The following is a 19,198-nucleotide window of genomic DNA, read 5'->3' on the forward strand; positions in this document are numbered from 1 at the left end:
TGTTACCCCCTGCCGTTTTTGAAGGCAAAGCTTTATCAAGAAGAGGGAAAAACATGGGTTTTAATTGTGGAATAGTAGGCCTTCCAAACGTAGGAAAATCAACATTATTTAATGCAGTAACTCGAACAGCAAATGCCCAAGCGGCCAATTACCCTTTTTGCACAATTGAGCCGAATGTTGGACGAGTTGCTGTTCCTGATGAAAGAATGGAAAAAATTAATGCTATTATTAAAGCAAAAAAAATTGTTCCAACTTTCATGGAGTTTGTTGATATCGCTGGCCTCGTTAAGGGTGCTAGCCGCGGAGAAGGGCTCGGAAATCAATTTCTAGGGCATATAAAACAGGTTGATGCCATCGTGCATGTGGTTCGTTGCTTTGAAGATTCGAATATCACACATGTTGATGGAAATACCGATCCCGCTAGAGATGTTGACACCATTAACACCGAACTCATTTATTGCGACTTTGAAACTGTGACAAAAAGTGTCGATAAAATGGCACGCTTGTTAAAAAACAATGATAAAAAAATATTGATTGCACATGAATGCGGTGTGCGTCTTAAAGATCATTTAGAACAGCTTAAACCTGCACGAACGTTTTCAGTGAAAAATGAAGATGAAGAAGACTACTTAAGAAGTTTGCATTTAATAACGAAAAAACAAGTTCTTTATGCTGCCAATGTGAATGAAAACGAACTTGCCGACAATGGTGAAAACTCTAAACATGTTAAAGTTTTGAGAGATATTGCGGCCAAAGAGGGTGCACAAGTAGTCGTTGTTTCAGCTCGCCTTGAAGAAGAATTAGGACAGCTTGAACCGGAAGATGCTCAGGTTTATATGGATGATCTCAAAATTAAAGAATCAGGACTCGATCGTTTGATAAAAGCTGGTTATTCAATTTTAGGACTTATGACTTATTTTACAGCAGGTGTTCAGGAAATAAGAGCTTGGACTATACCAAAGGAGTGTAAAGCACCCCAAGCTGCGGGAGTTATTCACTCTGACTTTGAAAAAGGATTTATTTGTGCAGAAGTCTACGCATATGATGACCTTATTCGTTTAGGTAGCGAAGCAAAAGTCAAAGAAGCTGGTTTGTACCGCAAAGAAGGCCGTGATTATCTGTGTAAAGATGGAGATATCATGAACTTTTTATTCAATGTGTAACTCCAACTTTTAGGCATAAATGCTCAATTGGACAGAGTTCACATTTTGGTTTTCTAGCCACACAGTGATATCTACCGTGAAAAATAAGAATATGATGTGCTTTCACAGCATACTTTTGAGGAACTCTTTTTAAGAGTTCCTCTTCAATTTTTAGCCGATCTTTTGTTTGCAAAACGAGGCCAATTCTTTGCGATAATCTTTCAACATGGGTGTCAACAGCCATTGTGGGAAGATTACAGAGAACATTTAAGATTACATTTGCCGTTTTACGCCCGACTCCAGGCAATTCTTCAAGTTTTTCTCTTTCGAGAGGAACACTCCCTTGGTACTTTTCTTGTAAAATTTTTGCTAATTTAAAACAATTGCGTGCTTTAGTTGGTGCAAGTCCAATGCTTTTTATCACGTTTAGAAATGATTCTTCGCCCATGTCTAAGAGATCTGTTGCTGAAAAATTGGGTGCTTGCTGAAGAAGTGGTTCGAGCGCTTTGTTAACAGATTTATCTGTTGCTTGAGCGCTTAAAACCACAGCAATTAATAGTTGAAAAGGATTATTGTGGAGCAATTCACACTGAGCTTGAGGCCAAGTTTGAGAAAGTATTTTAAAGATCTCATCGCATTGTTTTTTATTAATTAACTTAACTTCTTTCACTTTGCATATCCCCATTCACGCAAAGCATTTTGCAGAGCAGCTCCTCCACCTGTTCCTTCTATTTGCTCGACTTGTTCATTGGATAAGCTTTTTTGTATAATGAGAACTTGGTCTTTATTGGTATAATTGCGTTCTATGATTCCATCAGGAGGAGCAAAAAAAGAACAAATATTATTTTGTAAAGAATTTACTAAATATTCTGTTTCAATTTTATTTCCGTTTGGGCAAATAACCGGAGTTATATTTTCATTTAATTTTATATCTTCTATTGAGCTATTACCTAAGTTAATCCATATACTTTCGTCTGGGTTAATTTCTCCTTTAAAATCGAATAGAACAGAGTCATTTATTTTTTTCTCTGTGTATTTAATATTCTCTGGAATTAAAGATATTTTTGCTAAATTATTTTTTTCTTTATTTTTCAAATTTAAGGACATCGTAAATTGACCTTTATACTTTGCGATGAAACGAAGCACTTTATCAGAAGGAGAGTTTTGATAGTATGCGCTGCGCAATTCTTTTAATTTATTATTCTGTACATTAGCTAAAATATCTTCTGTATGCGTGCTAAAATTAACAGATGAAAAAATTTCAGGTTGATACCAATTGATCACTTGGCTCCAAGGATTATGAGTTAAATAAAGTTTAACTCTATCTGGAGTAAGTTGTCGCATATACTTCATGGGTTTATCTTTAAATTCTCCCCCCCAATAAAGGATTCCTGCATACTTATGTCCATCAAAATATATGCTTTTCCGCTCTTGTAAAATATCGGGGAAAGTGAGTTTAGAACTTGTTTTCATTGCAGGAGAAAAATCTAACCCACGCCATTGTTTACTTATATCTAATCCACCAGCAAGGCTATATAAAGTTGGTAGCATATCGACATGAGCGGTTGGGATACTTACAGTTTCACCAATACCCTTAAAATTATCTGCGAGTTTTATTATAAGAGGGACTCTCACTTCTTCATCAAATAAAGAGTTGCCTTTATCAGCATAGCCTCCATCAATATTTTGTGGAACACCTTGAAAATAATTCCAAGGTTGACGATCGAGTTGAGCGCCATGATCTGAGGTTACAATAATATCAACATTATCATATATACCTAAGTCTTTTAATTTCTGCACTATATATAAAAATTCGGTATCCCAATAACGAGCTGCTCCATTATACAATTGTCTTTTTTGATTCAAGCCAAATGGTTTTGATAAAAACTTTTTTAAATCAATTTCTTCAAGGGGTGGTTTATATGGGCCATGGGTTGTATTGTAATGCAAATATAAAAAGAAAGGGGCATCACCATAATTTTCCAGCCAAGTACCCATTTGTTCCGTAATTTGCCGCGCTTCGTATTCTGGAGTTTCTGAAACAATAGCATTGTGAAAACCGAGATCAACTCCGCCTTCCATTGCTTCTGTAAAAAGAGATAACCATCCAATGGCACCAACACGATATCCTAAGTTTTGCATGGATGTAGCAAGCATAGGGTATTTTTTATCATAAAAATTCTTTTTCATTTTTTGATCCGCAGCATAAGTAAATGCAACAGATCCTATTTCGCGCGAATAGTGAGAAGTCATAAGAGGTAATATACTTGGAACCGTCATGTTACCTTGTGCTCTGTGTTCTAAAAATTTTATACTTTGAGTTTTGGCAAAGTCATTTAAATTTGGCATTAATTGTGAATCATAGGCAGTATCTGCTCTAAGTGTATCAATTAATATAAAAATTATACCTCTTCTTTTTGGAGGTTTTACAACCGTTCTTTCAAGACTAAAATCACCTAATGCAAAAATACATGAGTCATTGCTGAGATCGACTCCGGCTTTTTCTGGTTGGTTGATATTAAATTGCTTTACGATATTTTCATTTATCGAATTATTGTTTTCATTATCTTTTTCTCGTTCATCTGAGAGGCTAGTGACATGCGCAATTATTTTTTGTGGAGGTGTCTTAACATTAATTATAAACTCACCAATTTTTCCATAATTTGGAATAGTATTTGGAAGAAATCGCTCATTCCAGGCTGCAGAGATAGAGTTAGCAACACGGGTTTTTAAACGAGTTGGAGTCGTTTCTACTGTGCTGGCAATTATATTTCCATTTTGATCTTTTATTTGAATTTTGCATTGCGTTTGTAAATTATTATTTTTTGGAAATAAATAATATTGAATTCTTATTTTGTTACCATCTTCTACATCAATTTTAATATTTCTTTTTCTTGTAACAACTAAAGGTGCTTGATTGCTAACTAAAAATCCTCGTAATAAATTTAATTTCATTGGATAATAACCAATGCCAAAATGTATTAAGCCAGCAGGAGCTCCTGGTTCTATTACAGGAGTTATAGTGACTCCTCTTGCATTATCTGGATCGATATAATTGAACGGCGTTTTTAAGTCTTCATCATTAAATGGTGCTTCTGTATAAAGCCAATCCGTTCGAATTTGTGAGGTTTCATTTAATTTTGTATTAATTTGAACATAAGGAACGCGTTCTGGAACCGGTAAAACACCGCGAATTAAAATAAAAATAAGAATTGGTATGGCAATGATAAGAAAAGCAATAGTTGTTTTCACTAAAATTAATAACCAAAATCGATTTCTTGATAAAAAATATGAAAGTGTTTCGTAAACAATTCTTATCCATATTGGACCTTTGCGAAAAGAATATCTTTCTCCTTTAATTTCATATATAAGTACCCTTCTTTCATAAGCTCCTAGAGCACTCTGTGGCATTCGTTTTTTAATTTTATCGAGGCCAGGAACTTTTATACCTCTTAAGGCTAAGGACAATGCAATTCGCCCATAAAAATAGATTAAAGAAAGGCGAAGGGCTTTTAATGGTCTTAATATTATTCGAATATATTGACGCTTAAGTTTTTTCATTGAGTAATATTCTCCGAATAAAAGAATGAACCTTTACCATTAGGTACAATTTCAACACCTCTCGATAATAAGTATTTATTCATTTGATTAAGCATTTCCATAGCAATTGCTTTATAATCTTCAAAACTTTTTGGATCTGCTAATAAATCAGTTTCTGAAGCTTTGTCAGTACGAAAATACAAAGATGTTTGCACGCCATAACGTGTTGTTCTCGCAATTAATTTATATTTATCGTTCACCCATGCTCTTTCTTTTACACCAGGTATTGCTTGTGAGTAACTTGGTCTGACATAAAATTCAAAATTCATACCTTCATCTATATCTAAAAGAGATGTAACGCTTGGATAAATAACTCTTGGTTGATTCTCTGGTGTTAACTTTCCAGTTGTAAACCAAATACCTGTTTCCATATAGGCAAGTCCCGCTGGAAAATTTGGTAGTTTCTCAGTTAGGTCGAGAAGAGGTTCTCCATCTAAATCATTTTCTGGAAAATTGACATTAATTCTTCTTGCAATTGTAGGAGCAATATCTATCGTTCGAACTATGTTTTTAATAGGTTTTTGTGACTGAATTGGGACTGTGTTACCTTTTGTTAAAATAATGAGTGGTGTTACATTAGAGTATTCACCTGAAACACCATCTCCATGTCCCATTCCTAAATTACCTTCATAAAGATTTTCTCCATGGTCCCCAAAAAAAAGAATAATAGAATTTCTAAGCCATCCTTTACTTTCGAGTTCATGAAATAAATCTTTTAAAGTACTATCAATTGCATTTAATGAACCATCATATAATGCAACTGTTTGCTTTATTGAAGTGGTAGAAATATTATTAGATTTAGAATTATCAATCACGGTTTGATCGGGAATTTTTCTAAATTTATAGTTTCCATTTTCATCTTTATCTTGAAATTTAGCAAACCATGGACCGGGTGCTGCATACGGAAAATGAGCAGTGGAAAAAAATGTTGTCATAAATACAGGTCGAGAGATTTCTGAGACATGGGAAAGACTTTCTGAAAAAGCTTTTGCAACTAAGCGCGGATCTGATATTTCTGGTGACTCAAGCAATGAGGGAAGAATGCGGTGCATTTTGGGTAAGGTTAAAATAGCTTGAATGACACTGATACCCGAGATCATTCCATTTTCAACCATGGATTGTAAATTTGAGGTTGGCGCATTGATTTCATCTGCTCCAAATGGATATCTAGGAAATATATCACCTGCAAAATCAGAGACAAAAATTGTTGAATAGCCACTTTCTCTTGCTGTTTCAAAAATTGTTTGTTTTTTTCCAATTCTTGTATTTCTAGAAGGAAACATAGTTCTCACGCCATTATTGGAAGAGTAAATCCCAGTAGCTATTTCAACCCAACTCGGAAAAGTGCGTGGAATTCCTACTAGCATAGGTTTAAATAACTCTGCTTCATTTAGTTTAGTTCTTAAAAATGGCATAACATTTGCATATTTATTTTCAGTTAAGCGATCATAACGTAAACTATCACTGGCAAAAATAAAGACATTTGGTCGATGTTGCCTTGTATTGTTTTGTGGTAAATTTATTTTCATTGAAGAATTCATATTTATAAGAAAAATACTACCAAATATGAAGAATATAACAAAAGAAACACCTTGTATTGAAAAAATTCTTGATTCAATATCAAGCTCTTCGACTTGAATCCCTGAACGAGCTTTTTTTACTCTTCGACTTTGGAGAATTAAAAATTTCATATGAATAATAAAATTAATGCAAAATGCAATAGATAACGCTATAAATGGAAGCCATTCTGCGAATGATTTTCTCCTTGATATTTCTGAAAGAGTAGATAAATTTTGGACAATCTTTCTCGCAAAATCGAAATTTTGTACTATCAACCAGTTTTCTGTCACAGCTGGATACATTGAGCTGATTCTGATTATACAGCAAATAAAAAATATAAAGCCAAAAATAATTTTGTATTTATATTTGAATGATGAAGTAATAAATTGAAGACCTAAGCAAATTATCCATGAAATAAATAAGATTTTTAGTAAAATGGATGCAACAAGTAATGGGTGACTTTTTATTACAATTAAAAATAATGAAAATGTATTTTCCCCTAAATAAACAAATCCAGATGAGAATATTATCGAGATAACAAAAAAAGGGACGAAAAAAATCAAACTCCCTAATAAATATCGAATCCAAAAATTTCGCCAATTCTTTACCGTCAACATATTAACACCTATTTCTAATGTTAAGTAACATGCGTGCTAAACTCCCAAAAGTATCCTTTATTTGGTACTTAATAAAAAAAATAAGTGCCTATTTGGAGAATTATGCATGAAGTTACCAAGAATTTATGAACATTTTAAACAAGGACAAATCTTCACAATTGAAGAGGCCCGAGAAAAATTAAAAACCACTGGCAATACCTTACGCAAACGATTGAGCGAACTTGCAACGAGAGGATATATATTTCCCATTCGACAAGGGCTCTACCGTGTTTCTAAAATTGGCGAGCGACCTGAACGTGAGAAAAGTTCACCTTTTGCTATAGCATCCAAACTTACGCCCTATTGTTATGTCGGTTTTCACTCAGCTCTGCAACTTCATGCAAAAGAAACACCAAAAGAAAATGATACTATTTTTGTCGTAAGTCCAACAAAGTTTAATTCTTTTAAGTTTGAAGGGGTTTATTATTTTTGGTGCCAAAGTCCAGAACCTCATGGGCTTGAAACTTATCTATTGCATAATGGAGAACTTGAATTTCCATTATTGGCTTCAAATTTTGAAAAATCTCTTGTGGATTGTTTGAAACGACCAGCCCATTGTCCTCCTTTTCATGAGCTTGTAAGGCTCTGTAAAAAAATAACAATTTCTCCAGATTTTGAGAAGATCCTACGTTATGCTTCGGATTGCAATGTTCAAGCACTATTCAATAGGTTGGGATTTTTATTCGAAAAAAGTTTGGCCTATTGGAAAATTCAAGAGGAATACTTCAAACAAATAGAAGGGAAAATGAGTCGAAAGCAAACCGAATGGCCTATTTTGTATGAAGCACAGACGAAAGCCACGCTCGAGACTCCCTTTTCATATGCTGGAAAGCCGGTTCAGCACCCTGCTGATTCTCAAAATATGCAGGCATTTGAATTGCGCAATCGCTGGAAGGTTCAATTTTCTGTTAATAATCAATAACTTAAATGCATGTATTGATTCATTTGATTTTTTTCTTTGAAATCTCTTGACTCTCAGAGTCTCTTTCTGTAGATAAAAAAACACTCTCAGGTGCGGGAGTAGCTCAGTTGGCTAGAGCATCGCCTTGCCATGGCGAGGGTCGAGGGTTCGAGTCCCTTTTCCCGCTCCAATTAAAATCCCCAGTTTATAATAAACTGGGGATTTTTGTTTTTATTTATATAAAAAACGCACTTTTTTAAAACTTGAATATAATATAGTAACATTCTAATATTTTCTTTTATACAACTTAAAGGAAAATGAGTATGAATTCTGCAATGCCAAAATTCCTCAGTCATGATTTTTATGCGCAACACAATATAAAAATTCCTGTTATACAAGGACCAATGGCGGGTGGTTTTTCTTTGCCTCCACTTGTATCAGCAGTCATAAAAAATAATTGCATTGGGTTTTTAGCTGCAGGATATCTTTCAGCTCAAGTTTTGGAGAAGCAAATAGTTGAAGTTAAAAATGCAGCTAACGGTTTATTTGGTGTAAACTTATTTATGGTGGATAAAAAAAAGGCAGTAATTTATAATAAACCAGAAATTTTAGCGAAAATTGAAAAAAAATTAAAAATTCCGATTCAAAAAAAAATAAATTTTGCAGTTAATGAAGATAATGATGCGAAAATAGACATTATATTAAAGCAAGGCGTAAAATTAGTGAGTTTTACTTTTGGCTTACCAAAAAAAAAATGGGTGGAAAAGTTAAGAGATAATAATGTTTACTTAGTAGGAAGTTGTACAAATATTGAAGAAGCTAAAGCTGTTGAAAAAATGGGACTAGATGCCATAGTGGTGCAAGGAATTGAAACTGGCGGGCATAGAAGTTCTTTTCTAAAATTAAATGATGAAATAGGGTTATTCTCATTATTACAGGAAGTTTCAGAAAATATTAAAATTCCTATTATAGCTGCAGGAGGTATAGTAACTGGTAAAGGAATATTGGCTTCAAGAATTTTAGGTGCTACAGCTGTGCAGATTGGTACAGGATTTTTACTCACACGAGAATGTTCAGCAGTAAGTGCATATAAAAAAGCATTATTAAATTCATATGCGCATGAAACAATTGTGACAGATAAGATCTCAGGAAAAAAGGCTCGAGGAATATGTAACAGATTTATAATTGAATTAAATGCTGCGCAAAATAAAACTCACCCATTTCCAATTCAAAATCAAATGACAAAGGAAATTCGCTCTCACTCACAAAAGAAAAATAAGAGCGACTATTTGTCTTTATGGTGTGGACAATCCATACATTTAATTAAAAAAGAATTAACAGTAGAAGAATTTATAAATAATTTAAAAGTGGAATATTTATCTGCTGCAAATAATTTTTCAATCAGTTAATGCAACTTTAGATTTATATTCTGAATCAAACTGAGTAAATCCAACCTTTGGACAACCTTTTTGTCTCTTTGCAGAAGCTTCATCAAAATAGACATAACGATTTCCATTGTGAGTAGTTAAAACTTTAACATTTAATTCAGTATAATAGCTGTTGACATCTCGATCAATAAAATCATTTTTAACTTTGGAATCGAAATCAAATGGATGAGTTGTTGGATGATATATCTCTAGATCGCAAACAGCAGAAGATGTTAAATTCATACTTGTTACATTGATATTACTTTCACTCACATTTGAATTCTTAAGTGCTTCTAATAGTGGTCTACCATCGGTCTGCCCTAACTTCAAGCCTAATAGAGTCGCAATTGTTGGCGCCACGTCAACATTTCCAGTAGGTAAATCAATTGATGTTTTTTCTTTAAAATCGGGTCCAAAAGCTAATAAAGTATTGTGAATATCTATTTTGCCGAATGAACCATGATTTCCTCTTTGCCAATCTCCATCAGTCGAATCGTATTCAGTGCCCTTTAAACCATTGACAATCACATTGGAATTACTAGTCAAGCTCACAATGATATCTGGGTTTCTACCAGATGTATTTGCTAATTTTACATATGATAGTGGCAGTGCTCCATTGGGAAAATGAGAACCGAGTTTATATCTGAGATCATCAACAAAAATAGCACTGTATTCTTGGCGTCTTTGGAAAAAGCGAGTCAATTCTTTTAATACTTCTGGATTGTGATTAGGTAGATAAATATAATCTGTACCTCCATTGGGAGCAATCACGATTTTTTCAACTTTATCAGAGTTAGAAAGATCACTTGGTACAGGATATGCTGGAGAAGTAAAAGCTAAATTTTTTCCAGATTTGTCTTTACAAATTGCATCTGGCTTATTGTAACCGAGAGATGAAGTATGAATTTGTCCATCTGATTTTCTTATTCCAGATAATCCAGCATTAAAACTGCAATCACCTCCGTCGTATGCTGCAATTAAATAACCATCTTTTGTTTTTAATTTTGCTTTAGTTATGAGGTCAGCAGTTCGAATAGTGCCAGATACAGATATGCCATTTGTAATTAATAATTTTTCATTATTTTTCTTCGAATGCACTTTTTCAGATTGAGTTGCTGGACCGATTTTATGATTTCCATTTTCATCACTTACCAATTGATGTAAGTCATACATAAGCTGTGGAAAGCCATTTTCATCATCTCTCTTTGTCGCTAAAATATTACTATGTGAATGGTCTGAAACAATTATTATATTTGTTTTTTTATCTAGATTAAGCTCTTTAAGTTTTGTAACAAGTTTTCCTAGTATTTTATCATTGGCAGACAATGCGTCATAATATGCACTTGAGCCTGGTCCATAAGCATGCTCTGTTGAATCGGGATTTCTTAACCAGAGGACGCTTAAATCTGGGCTTTTATCAGGTATTATATTATTAATAAAGATATTAGACATATATTCATTTTGTGCATTATAAGGTGATTTATTACCTTTTATTGGATCTGTGCCTTCACTTACATCACCTAAATAATAAACTTTATCCTTTTTAATTGGATCTCCGTTGTTTTCTGAGAGAATGAGTTGCCCAGGATTATATGCATTAGCTGTGTATTTAGGTAAACTAATATTTTTTTCTTGCAGCTCTTTTGCAAATTCAAGTGGCCATGCATGCTTTTCATCTAGAATATATCCTTGTGCTTTATAATCTTGGATAAATGCAGATCCTGATTTACCGACAACTGCAGTTACAAGTCCATTTTTTTGCGCTTCTTGCATAAGAGTTGTGACCTGAATAAGGGGTTCATCTACTTGGGGCTGATCAATACTTTGTAAAATTTTATAATCTTGAGTGAAAAAAGGTTCTAAAAAAGAACTTGTGATATCAGTTCCATTTGCATCGCGCGCTTGTTCTTTAATATTTTTATTGAGAGCACGCCATGGATAATAAAGTGTATTCCCATAAAAACCGCTTTTTCCAGCATTGCTCCCCGTAGCAAAAACTTGGGCATTTAGCATTGTGAATGTAGGATAAGATGAATGATTATTTTTAAATTCAACGCCATTTTTAGCTAATTGAATTAAGTTAGGGATAAGATCTTTAGCTTTTGGATCGGTTAAAACATCTGGACGCAAACCATCCCAAACATAAAGTATAATTTTATTTTTTGACGCAAGATTGTTTTTTTCTTGTGACATTTCTGAAACATTTTTGTGAGTTTGACATGAAGTAATTGTTACAATAGATAAACATGTTACAAAATAATTAAACTTATTCGATCTTATAAACATATGCTCCTCCATATTAAAATACAATTAACTTATACGGGTAAAATTTTAAATTTACAAATTAAATAAAGATATTTTTTCATAATAAAAATTGAGAGCAGTTATGATATTGATTTTTCTGAACATTGATAGTATTAAATTTTTAATACGTTTTCATAAAAACAGGAGTGTATTATGAAACCAGGTGTAGGTATTGGAGTTATATTAGAAAAAGATCAGAAAATACTGATAGGAAAAAGAATTGGTAAGCATGGCAATGGATACTATTCTATTCCTGGTGGCATGCTTGAGGCTGGTGAAAGTTTCTTAGAGTGTGCAAAGAGAGAAATATTTGAGGAAACAAATTTACAAATCGAAAATGCAGACTTTTTTTGTGTTACTAATAATATAGAAACATTTAAAGAAGAAGGCGTGCATAATATCTCTATCATTTTATATTGTAATTGCTTTACAGGTCAGTTAAAAGTTATGGAAGCGGATAAGTTTATAGATTTTTCTTGGGTATGTATAGAAAAGTTTGCAGATATTCCCCTACCCCATTTTGAAGGGAGTGAATTGGGAATTCGAGAATATTTAGTGAGAAAGATTTCTTTATAAAATAATTTTCTCGTGCGAAAATGATACAAAAAAAATATTGGAAATTTTCCCTATAAAAAACTTTATAAGAACAATTTTAATTTGTGAATGTTTATACCTCGAATTTAATTTCAAGGAATATTTTAATCAATAATTATTTATGACTTGATTTTTATTTATCAATAAATTTTTATAGAAATTAATAATGAAAGTCGTGCAACAAAGCACACTTGCAAAGAATAAAAAACTCACTTTAAATGGCATTTGGATATTTGTAAACTTTGCCAGTGCACCACCAAGAAATGGAAGTGTTGTTGCAACGATGGCCGCGATGGTTTGAATCTTTGCTGTTGCTCTGCCGATTCGAGCAAAAGGAATGCGATCTTGCAAAATGGTTTTGAAACTTAAACTTAAAATACTAGAAGCTAAACCCGTGAAACCCATTGCTACATAAAAAGCGAGCAAGGGTGATATGGGCCAACTTTGAGTCGCATAGCCGAAGAGGAAAAAAGAAATTGAGTTCATGAGTAAAGCCAATAGCATGACTTTTTCAGGACTCAGTGAATGAAAGAGGAATTTTGCAATCCTGACCCCCATGATTCCTCCAAGTCCTAAAACTGAGATCAGCACTCCAATGCTTGTTTCGGATGCACCAAAACTCATAAATAAAAAGGATATAAGATCATTACTTAGATAAAGAGAAAGTGAAGATAAAATAAGGCATGTGATAGCAAACAATAAAAGCCTATCGTTGCTGATTTTTGTATCTGCACCGTTGCTTTTTGCGCAATCAGCTTTTGCAAGTTGTACCGATTTTTCCACGACATTCATTCTGATGGATGTATATAATCCAATTAAATTTAAAAAAATGGATAGATAGAGTAAGGATGATAGCCCAATATTATTATATAATAATACACAAAGGATTGGCATGCATATTCGACTTGAGTTAACGATATAACCATATTTTTCATAAAATTGAGCTGAAGTTTCAGTAGGCAATAACATTTTAGAGACTGTAACAGAATTGCCAAAGCGACCAATATTCTTTAAAAAGACAATTGAACAAAGAAAAAATATATTTGCAATATACAGTGACAGGAGCATGGCGATCAGCATGAAGGAAAAACTTATAATGCGAATGTTATGGGTTGCTTTTTTGTCTGCAGCTTTGCCAATTGTTTTACTAAATATGATTTGAGGTGCCGTAAAGCAGGTTCCCATAATGCCAATTTCTAAACTATTACTTGATAATACATAAATTGCCATTATAGAAAAAACTGTATAGTCAAGATAAAGATCGAGCTCATTGATTGCAAGGTTTAAATAGCGCACTTTTCCTCCTTGTGAATTTATTAAGATATATATAAAAATTAATTCTTATATTTAAATTTGTCAATTTATTCTTTTAATAATGACTAAAAATATAATTATTTTATGGAAATAAAAATTTTTTTTTAAATATATTTACATAAGTAATTTACATTATTAAATAAAAGTGTAAGAATCTTTTCTGTTAGCAAAATTTTAACAAGTGATTAAATGGAGGAGTGAATAATGGCTTTAAATTTAAGGGAAAATGAAAAATTAAAGTTAAAAGCAAAAATACACTGGCTGTCTTATACTTTTCAAATTTTATTTGGAGTATTATTCACTTTATACGGATTAACAACCCTTGCCTCAAAAGACTCTCATTTATTATTATCTTTAATAATAGGTTTGTTACCTTTGCTTTATAAAATGTTAGTTAATTATTGTAAAGAATATTCACTTACAAATCAAAGATTATACATTGAAGATGGGATTTTAGCTAAGACAAAGAGAGAGATTCCTGTGCAAAAAATCAATGATTTTGAAATAAATCAAGGAATTATTCAAAGGATATTTGGAGCAGGGAACGTTCACGTGTTAACAGGAAATGACAAACCGACAATTTTAAGAAATATAAAAAATCCAGATGATTTTAAAAATAATATGAGTGAAATTACAGGTGTTATTTCACAAAAAGCAATAAATCCTGTATAAATATAGAATTCTGATATGGTAGATGAATACTTTTTTTTATCAGAAATTAAATTTGTAAATAACTAAAGAATTTTATATTTCAAGAAAATCATGATTGACAGTTTCTATACTTCGCCTTTTTTTCAGAATTTATTTTTAAAAGCTTTTTTAAAAGTTCTTTTTGCTTATTCTCCTGATTTTTCTTTAAAAGTAACTGAATAAGCTCATTTTGAGTTTGGGAAGTTAAAGGTGCTGTATCTGTTTGAGATTTCTTATTCATAATATTTGCCCTATTCAAGCTAAAAGCTGATTGGAAATCTTTTCACAATTTATCACTATAATAGCACAGTTTAAAAAATTTCTGTTAGCAGTTTTTAGAAAGATTCTATTAATTTTATTTAAAGGCATTTAATGAACTCTAAGAAATTTATAAAAAATTATAAATTATTTGTTTATGAGTGGCTGGGGAACTAGGACTCGAACCTAGACTAACGGAGTCAGAACCCGTCGTCCTGCCATTAGACGATTCCCCAAGATAGAGTGAGCTGAGCTATATCCTAGTGAAAAAAAATCTTCAAGTCGAGAAACTGGGATTATTTTAAATTTGGGATTAAATTTTTTTAATTAAGAGTCTTAGTCTATCATTTGCTTCATTTAAAGACTCTTTATATTTGTGGCTTTCAAGAATGCTTTGGGTAAACTCACCATTTTTACCATACCATTTTCCATTTATACACATGTTATATATAGCTCCTGTTGTATCACCCATACTTAAAGATCTTAAAAGATCTGAAGGAGGCCAGAAACAAGGATGGTTTGTTTCCCAAACAGTGAGATTAGCTAATGCTTCTTTCTCAATCGTCCCTGCTACAAAATGCGGATGAAAATTTCCTGGGCCTGATAAAACTTTATTTAATAAGAAATTTAAATTTGAAAATTTGTCTTCTAGTATTTTTGTTTTAATCCTGTTTTTTATAAATATATTATTTTCTTTGCCTAGCTTTTTATTCAATATTTTGGAAAAATTACCAAAAGTATTGTTGAGAGAAGGAAAGCCGCCCACAAAGCGCATTTCTTTTTGTACATTCATGGAGTCGTTGCTTGCCACGCAATCTGTTCCAATAAACCATTGTGCGTCATATTTTTCCCATTCTAAAATATTTGCAGGAAACTGAAAGATCATTTGGGAAAATGGACAATAAACGAGAGCACAATTTTTTCGGTGAATTTTCTTTAAATCACCTTTATTTAAATAAATCCCATGTACAAGTAATGAATTAATATTTTCATCAAAAATTTTGAGTTTATTTAGAAATCCAATTGGAGTTAAATGATGTCGTGCATAAATTCTTTTCACTTCTTCATATGATTGAGCAACATGCGAATGTATGGGTAGATTGTGTTCGAGAGCTGCCTGTCGAATTTGTTCCCATAAATTTTCACTGACAGTATCTGTTGCATGAGGACCAAATGCAGAAAATATTCCAGCATTTGAATATTGTGAACTTTCATGAATTGTGAGTGTCTCTTGAAAAGCACGTTCACAAAGTGCTACACCAGGCCCAGACAGGTCTTGTAAAGTTGGAGAAATTACAGCGCTAATGCCAATCTCTAAACACGCTTGAGCCAAAGAAATACCGTGGTAATAATGATCCCAAATAAGAGCATTGCCATTTAAAATATTTTCGTAAACGCCCATACGTGCAAATGCTAGTACATCTGCGGCTGATAAGTGGGATTCTGCTTTAAAGAATAAGTCTTCGACTAAGTTTTTTGTTTGACTTCTATTACTTAAAATTGCTCTAAAGAAACACATTGCGATATGAGTGTGGCAATTAACGAAAGAGGGTGAAATCAAACGATCGCCAAAATCATGGATTTCGTATTGGTTGTTTTGCTTTTCTTTTTTCTTATGTTCTTGATAAGATTTTAATGTGTGTTTTTTAACCTTGGTAATATGAATACCAGAGATTTCTATGAAAGCTGGGCAAATAATAAACTCAGAATTTTCTCTTAGGAGAACTTGGCTTGAGAGGATCAACATTTTTTTTAGCACGGTATTCTCCAAAGTAAAAAAATGTTTTATAAATAAAACTTACAAACTGCAAGAGAAAATATGATAAAGATAATTTCATTTATAACCTATGTTATCTTTATTTTCTATACAAATATTTTATATGCTGAAGATTATGGATATATTTGGTTCCCAGTTGCGTGGTCATTTTCACTGGGCGAAGGAAACAGTTCGAATCTAAATTTAACAATTCGCTCAATACGGTTAAATTTTAGAGAATTAAGTCAAAATAAATATATTTACTCAAGTTTAGATCTTCCTTTAAAAAATCAAAAACAATTTATTCTTACAAATAAAAATATAATAAAAACAGTTTATTCAGCAAAACTACTAAAACTTCCAGAAGGGAAATATGAATTCGTTGGGGTAAGCGCAGAGATAAAAAATGGTATCAATGAATTTACTGAAATTGATATTCCTTTTTACGATCCATTTATAAATAAAGTTGCACAAAAAATTCAATTCAATGTTGGGAAAAATAATATTTCTCCCTTCCCTTCTCTATCTGCTGAATCAAAAATTTATTTTATCAATAAAAAACTCGAACAAAAAACGTTATTTGATATTATTGACGATGATGTCATATATATTGATCCCATCCGTGAATATATCAAAAAACTAGGAAGAACTTTTCATAGGAATTTCTCTGGATTTCAAATAGCGAATCTTTCCTTTCCACCCTTACAGAGTTCTGGCAATTTTCTTAAATCATCTAAAGCTTATTATTTAGGGCTAATATTGGATATTCCATGTGAAGTAAAAGGCACATTGCGTTTTATCTGGGTTAATAAAACTGAACCTATACAGTACTCATTTCTTATGAGAGTCAATCATGCAGCAATCAAATGCAAAGATGAAAAATTTGTACCACAAAAATTTTACTTTCCAGAAGGAAATTGGATGCTACAATCGATGAATGTTATATCTACCAACAAAAAGATAAATAATTTTAATACATATGAATTATTGAAAAAAAGTAGAATTACCAAGTATTATTTTAATTTAAATGATTTATATTATGAATCGTCAAATATTAAGGAAAGAGCGTTAACAAAAATAATTGAAATTAATTTGAATTCTAAACGTGATCCTGACGGAGTGTATTTTCTAGGAAGTTCTGAAATTAAAAAAAACAAAGATAGTATTTCTAAAGAAAACTATTTAATATATTTTAAAAGAAATTATGAAATAATAGATGTGCGAAAACTTTTTTCAGCAAAGCGCGTTTATAATGCTTATACAAGTGAAATAATGAAAAAAGATAGGATAATAGGAACGATTAATTTAAAAATTGAACTTATTGGGAATGAAAGGGTAAAACGAATTCAAGACAAATATTTAGCAGAATTAAAAACCTATTCCACTCAAGAGCTTGCATCTTGTGTTTCTGATCAAGAAATTCAAGATCCACTTATGGTTTTGAATGGTGTTATAAAAATAAAAAACACGAAAAAAAGATCGAATTCAGTCGATTTTTCAAAAAATGATATTACATTTAATATAAATGGCAAATCACAAGAGATTGTAAAAAATTGTTTAGATCTAAAGTTACGAAATTTTAAATTCTCAAAAGCTGTTAATCCTCCTTTTATAGCAAATATAACATTTGAAAGTTTGTAATACAATTGATGAGATTTTATGGGAAAAAATATTTCAGGAAAATAAAAATTGTAATATTATTAATATGAGCTATTCCCTTAGGAGTTTTACTCAGTCTTGCCATAGGTCACCATTTTACAGCACATAAAAGAGAAAATATAATCAAACATCTTCTAAATCGTTAGGCATTGGAAATATTCCAGAGATTATTCATTCAATAATTGCTGAAAATAGTGTGGTTAAGAAATTAAAAAAAAACTGGAAGGTGGCATGACAGAACTTCAGTTTGCTTCTGCAATTGGAATTCCAGCAATTTTTATTTCTCAAAAATTTAAACGTTATCTTTTGGGTGTTAAAGAAGTTTTAGGTGAAATTAGGGAGGTATCAGAAGAATTGAACAAACTCTCTCAACTATCGAAAAATTAAAAATCATGTTTCAGAAGAGGCAAGAAATTTAAATGAAGTATAATACCGTTTAGTTAAAGTCTCTTTTCAATAAGAATGTTGTAAAAGGAGAAATTTTTTCCAAAATAAAATATTATATTTATTTGACAAATATTTAATAAATTTTTAGATACTAAAAAAAATTATCCGAAGCGTAAAAATGAATGACCAGGCTCTTCTTCTTGTAATGATGTAATGTGTCCATCAAGAAATTCGCAGTTATTTGTTGAAAATGGAGTCCAAATTCCGCTAAAGGGTTGTGCATAATAAAATTCTTTTCCAAATTCCTCTATACATTTTTCTTTCAATGCTATGACTTGAGAAATGTCATTTTCAATTACAAAATGAACAAAATATTGATTTTCGTCTATGGGCATTGATTGCCATTTTCCTTGTACTTTAGTATTTCCTTTATCAAGTAATTCCCATTTCTGATTTTTATTTGAACAAATAACTTTTACTTCTTCAGCAACAGAATGTCTTTCATGTAATAAAAATGATATCATAAAAATGAAATAGAAAAATAATTTTTGTTTGTTCATTGAATCTCCTTATAATTCATAATTCGCATAAAAAAAATATAAAAAGCACTATAAAGACTGAAGCAATAGCTTCAATTTTTAAAAAATTTATTGAAAAAATTAACATGACTTCAGCTACGAAAGATCTGAAAATGAAAGTTCATTAATATTTGTCCTACTACATATAATTTTTTTTCTCAACAATATTTCTATTTTTTTTTAGAATAAATAAAAGCATTATGAATTCTCGAGATTTTCCAAAACGATATAACACCTTTTGTAAATCATTGAAGCAAAGTTATTTTTCATTTATCGAAACGGGGGTAATGCTTCTAAACTGTTTTAATCTAACAAATAGATTTTCTACCAAACGTCGATTCGTTGAGTTGATTTCCTATTCTTCTATCGTGA

At 31.8% G+C, this 19,198-nt stretch carries 15 protein-coding genes and 2 tRNA genes; 8 read left to right on the forward strand and 9 right to left on the reverse strand.

From position 1 onward, the window contains the following. Positions 1-53: 53 nt before the first annotated feature. The gene (ychF, locus tag H7355_RS08855; RefSeq protein WP_186646632.1) at positions 54-1,163 is read left to right on the forward strand and encodes a redox-regulated ATPase YchF; all 1,110 of its coding nucleotides are present in this window, start codon (positions 54-56) and stop codon (positions 1,161-1,163) included. Here the strand turns inward: ychF and nth are convergent. From nth to H7355_RS08870, 3 genes are read right to left on the reverse strand one after another with little or no spacing between them, the layout of a single operon-like run. Continuing rightward, on the reverse strand, positions 1,153-1,812 hold the full coding sequence (nth, locus tag H7355_RS08860) for an endonuclease III (RefSeq protein WP_222435692.1): 660 nt from the start codon (positions 1,810-1,812) through the stop codon (positions 1,153-1,155). The genes ychF and nth overlap by 11 nt on opposite strands. Beyond that, positions 1,809-4,703: a sulfatase gene (locus tag H7355_RS08865; protein WP_186646634.1), complete on the reverse strand. Its 2,895-nt coding sequence runs from the start codon at positions 4,701-4,703 to the stop codon at positions 1,809-1,811. The genes nth and H7355_RS08865 overlap by 4 nt, the downstream gene beginning before the upstream one ends. Next, positions 4,700-6,919, reverse strand: a complete 2,220-nt coding sequence (locus H7355_RS08870) for a sulfatase-like hydrolase/transferase (RefSeq protein ID WP_186646636.1) — start codon at positions 6,917-6,919, stop codon at positions 4,700-4,702. Before H7355_RS08870 ends, H7355_RS08865 begins: the two co-directional genes overlap by 4 nt. 106 nt (positions 6,920-7,025) lie before the next feature. Between H7355_RS08870 and H7355_RS08875 the strand changes: the two genes are divergently transcribed. From H7355_RS08875 to H7355_RS08885, 3 genes are all read left to right on the forward strand, one after another. Continuing rightward, complete coding sequence (locus tag H7355_RS08875; RefSeq protein WP_186646638.1) at positions 7,026-7,880, forward strand: type IV toxin-antitoxin system AbiEi family antitoxin domain-containing protein; 855 nt, start codon at positions 7,026-7,028, stop codon at positions 7,878-7,880. Positions 7,881-7,972: 92 nt separating this feature from the next. Then, positions 7,973-8,049: transfer RNA gene (locus tag H7355_RS08880), tRNA-Gly, on the forward strand. A 133-nt stretch (positions 8,050-8,182) separates the two neighbouring features. Further along, positions 8,183-9,268 (forward strand): NAD(P)H-dependent flavin oxidoreductase, encoded by a 1,086-nt coding sequence (locus tag H7355_RS08885; protein WP_186646641.1) that lies wholly within the window; start codon positions 8,183-8,185, stop codon positions 9,266-9,268. Here the strand turns inward: H7355_RS08885 and H7355_RS08890 are convergent. Beyond that, positions 9,257-11,572, reverse strand: coding sequence for an alkaline phosphatase family protein (locus H7355_RS08890; protein WP_186646644.1), 2,316 nt, complete (start codon positions 11,570-11,572; stop codon positions 9,257-9,259). The two genes, H7355_RS08885 and H7355_RS08890, sit on opposite strands and share 12 nt — an antisense overlap. Positions 11,573-11,743: 171 nt before the next feature. Between H7355_RS08890 and H7355_RS08895 the strand changes: the two genes are divergently transcribed. Then, on the forward strand, positions 11,744-12,166 hold the full coding sequence (locus H7355_RS08895; RefSeq protein ID WP_186646645.1) for a nucleotide triphosphate diphosphatase NUDT15: 423 nt from the start codon (positions 11,744-11,746) through the stop codon (positions 12,164-12,166). 126 nt (positions 12,167-12,292) lie between these two features. On the opposite strand, the gene H7355_RS08900 is transcribed toward H7355_RS08895, so the two are convergent. Then, positions 12,293-13,480 (reverse strand): MFS transporter, encoded by a 1,188-nt coding sequence (locus tag H7355_RS08900; RefSeq protein WP_186646646.1) that lies wholly within the window; start codon positions 13,478-13,480, stop codon positions 12,293-12,295. A gap of 222 nt (positions 13,481-13,702) precedes the next feature. On the opposite strand from H7355_RS08900, the gene H7355_RS08905 reads away from it, so the two are divergent. Next, entirely contained in the window at positions 13,703-14,170 is a 468-nt protein-coding gene (locus H7355_RS08905) for a PH domain-containing protein (protein ID WP_186646648.1), read from the forward strand. A gap of 88 nt (positions 14,171-14,258) precedes the next feature. Here the strand turns inward: H7355_RS08905 and H7355_RS08910 are convergent, their stop codons facing one another. The 3 genes from H7355_RS08910 to H7355_RS08920 form a co-directional block, all read right to left on the reverse strand. Further along, complete coding sequence (locus H7355_RS08910) at positions 14,259-14,429, reverse strand: hypothetical protein (RefSeq protein ID WP_186646650.1); 171 nt, start codon at positions 14,427-14,429, stop codon at positions 14,259-14,261. A gap of 179 nt (positions 14,430-14,608) precedes the next feature. Further along, positions 14,609-14,682 (reverse strand) — tRNA-Gln (locus tag H7355_RS08915). A gap of 77 nt (positions 14,683-14,759) precedes the next feature. After that, positions 14,760-16,205, reverse strand: coding sequence for an amidohydrolase family protein (locus H7355_RS08920; protein WP_186646655.1), 1,446 nt, complete (start codon positions 16,203-16,205; stop codon positions 14,760-14,762). A 60-nt stretch (positions 16,206-16,265) separates the two neighbouring features. On the opposite strand from H7355_RS08920, the gene H7355_RS08925 reads away from it, so the two are divergent. Beyond that, positions 16,266-17,843 carry a hypothetical protein gene (locus tag H7355_RS08925; protein ID WP_186646656.1) on the forward strand — a complete coding sequence of 526 codons (1,578 nt, stop codon included), beginning with the start codon at positions 16,266-16,268 and terminating at the stop codon, positions 17,841-17,843. 249 nt (positions 17,844-18,092) lie between these two features. Continuing rightward, positions 18,093-18,248, forward strand: coding sequence for a hypothetical protein (locus H7355_RS08930; protein WP_186646657.1), 156 nt, complete (start codon positions 18,093-18,095; stop codon positions 18,246-18,248). A gap of 161 nt (positions 18,249-18,409) precedes the next feature. Here H7355_RS08930 and H7355_RS08935 read toward each other — a convergent pair whose 3' ends face one another. After that, entirely contained in the window at positions 18,410-18,808 is a 399-nt protein-coding gene (locus H7355_RS08935; protein ID WP_186646659.1) for a hypothetical protein, read from the reverse strand. Positions 18,809-19,198: the final 390 nt, after the last annotated feature.

Origin of the sequence: Fluviispira vulneris, assembly GCF_014281055.1 — a bacterium.
GTDB classification, from domain to species: domain Bacteria; phylum Bdellovibrionota_B; class Oligoflexia; order Silvanigrellales; family Silvanigrellaceae; genus Silvanigrella; species Silvanigrella vulneris.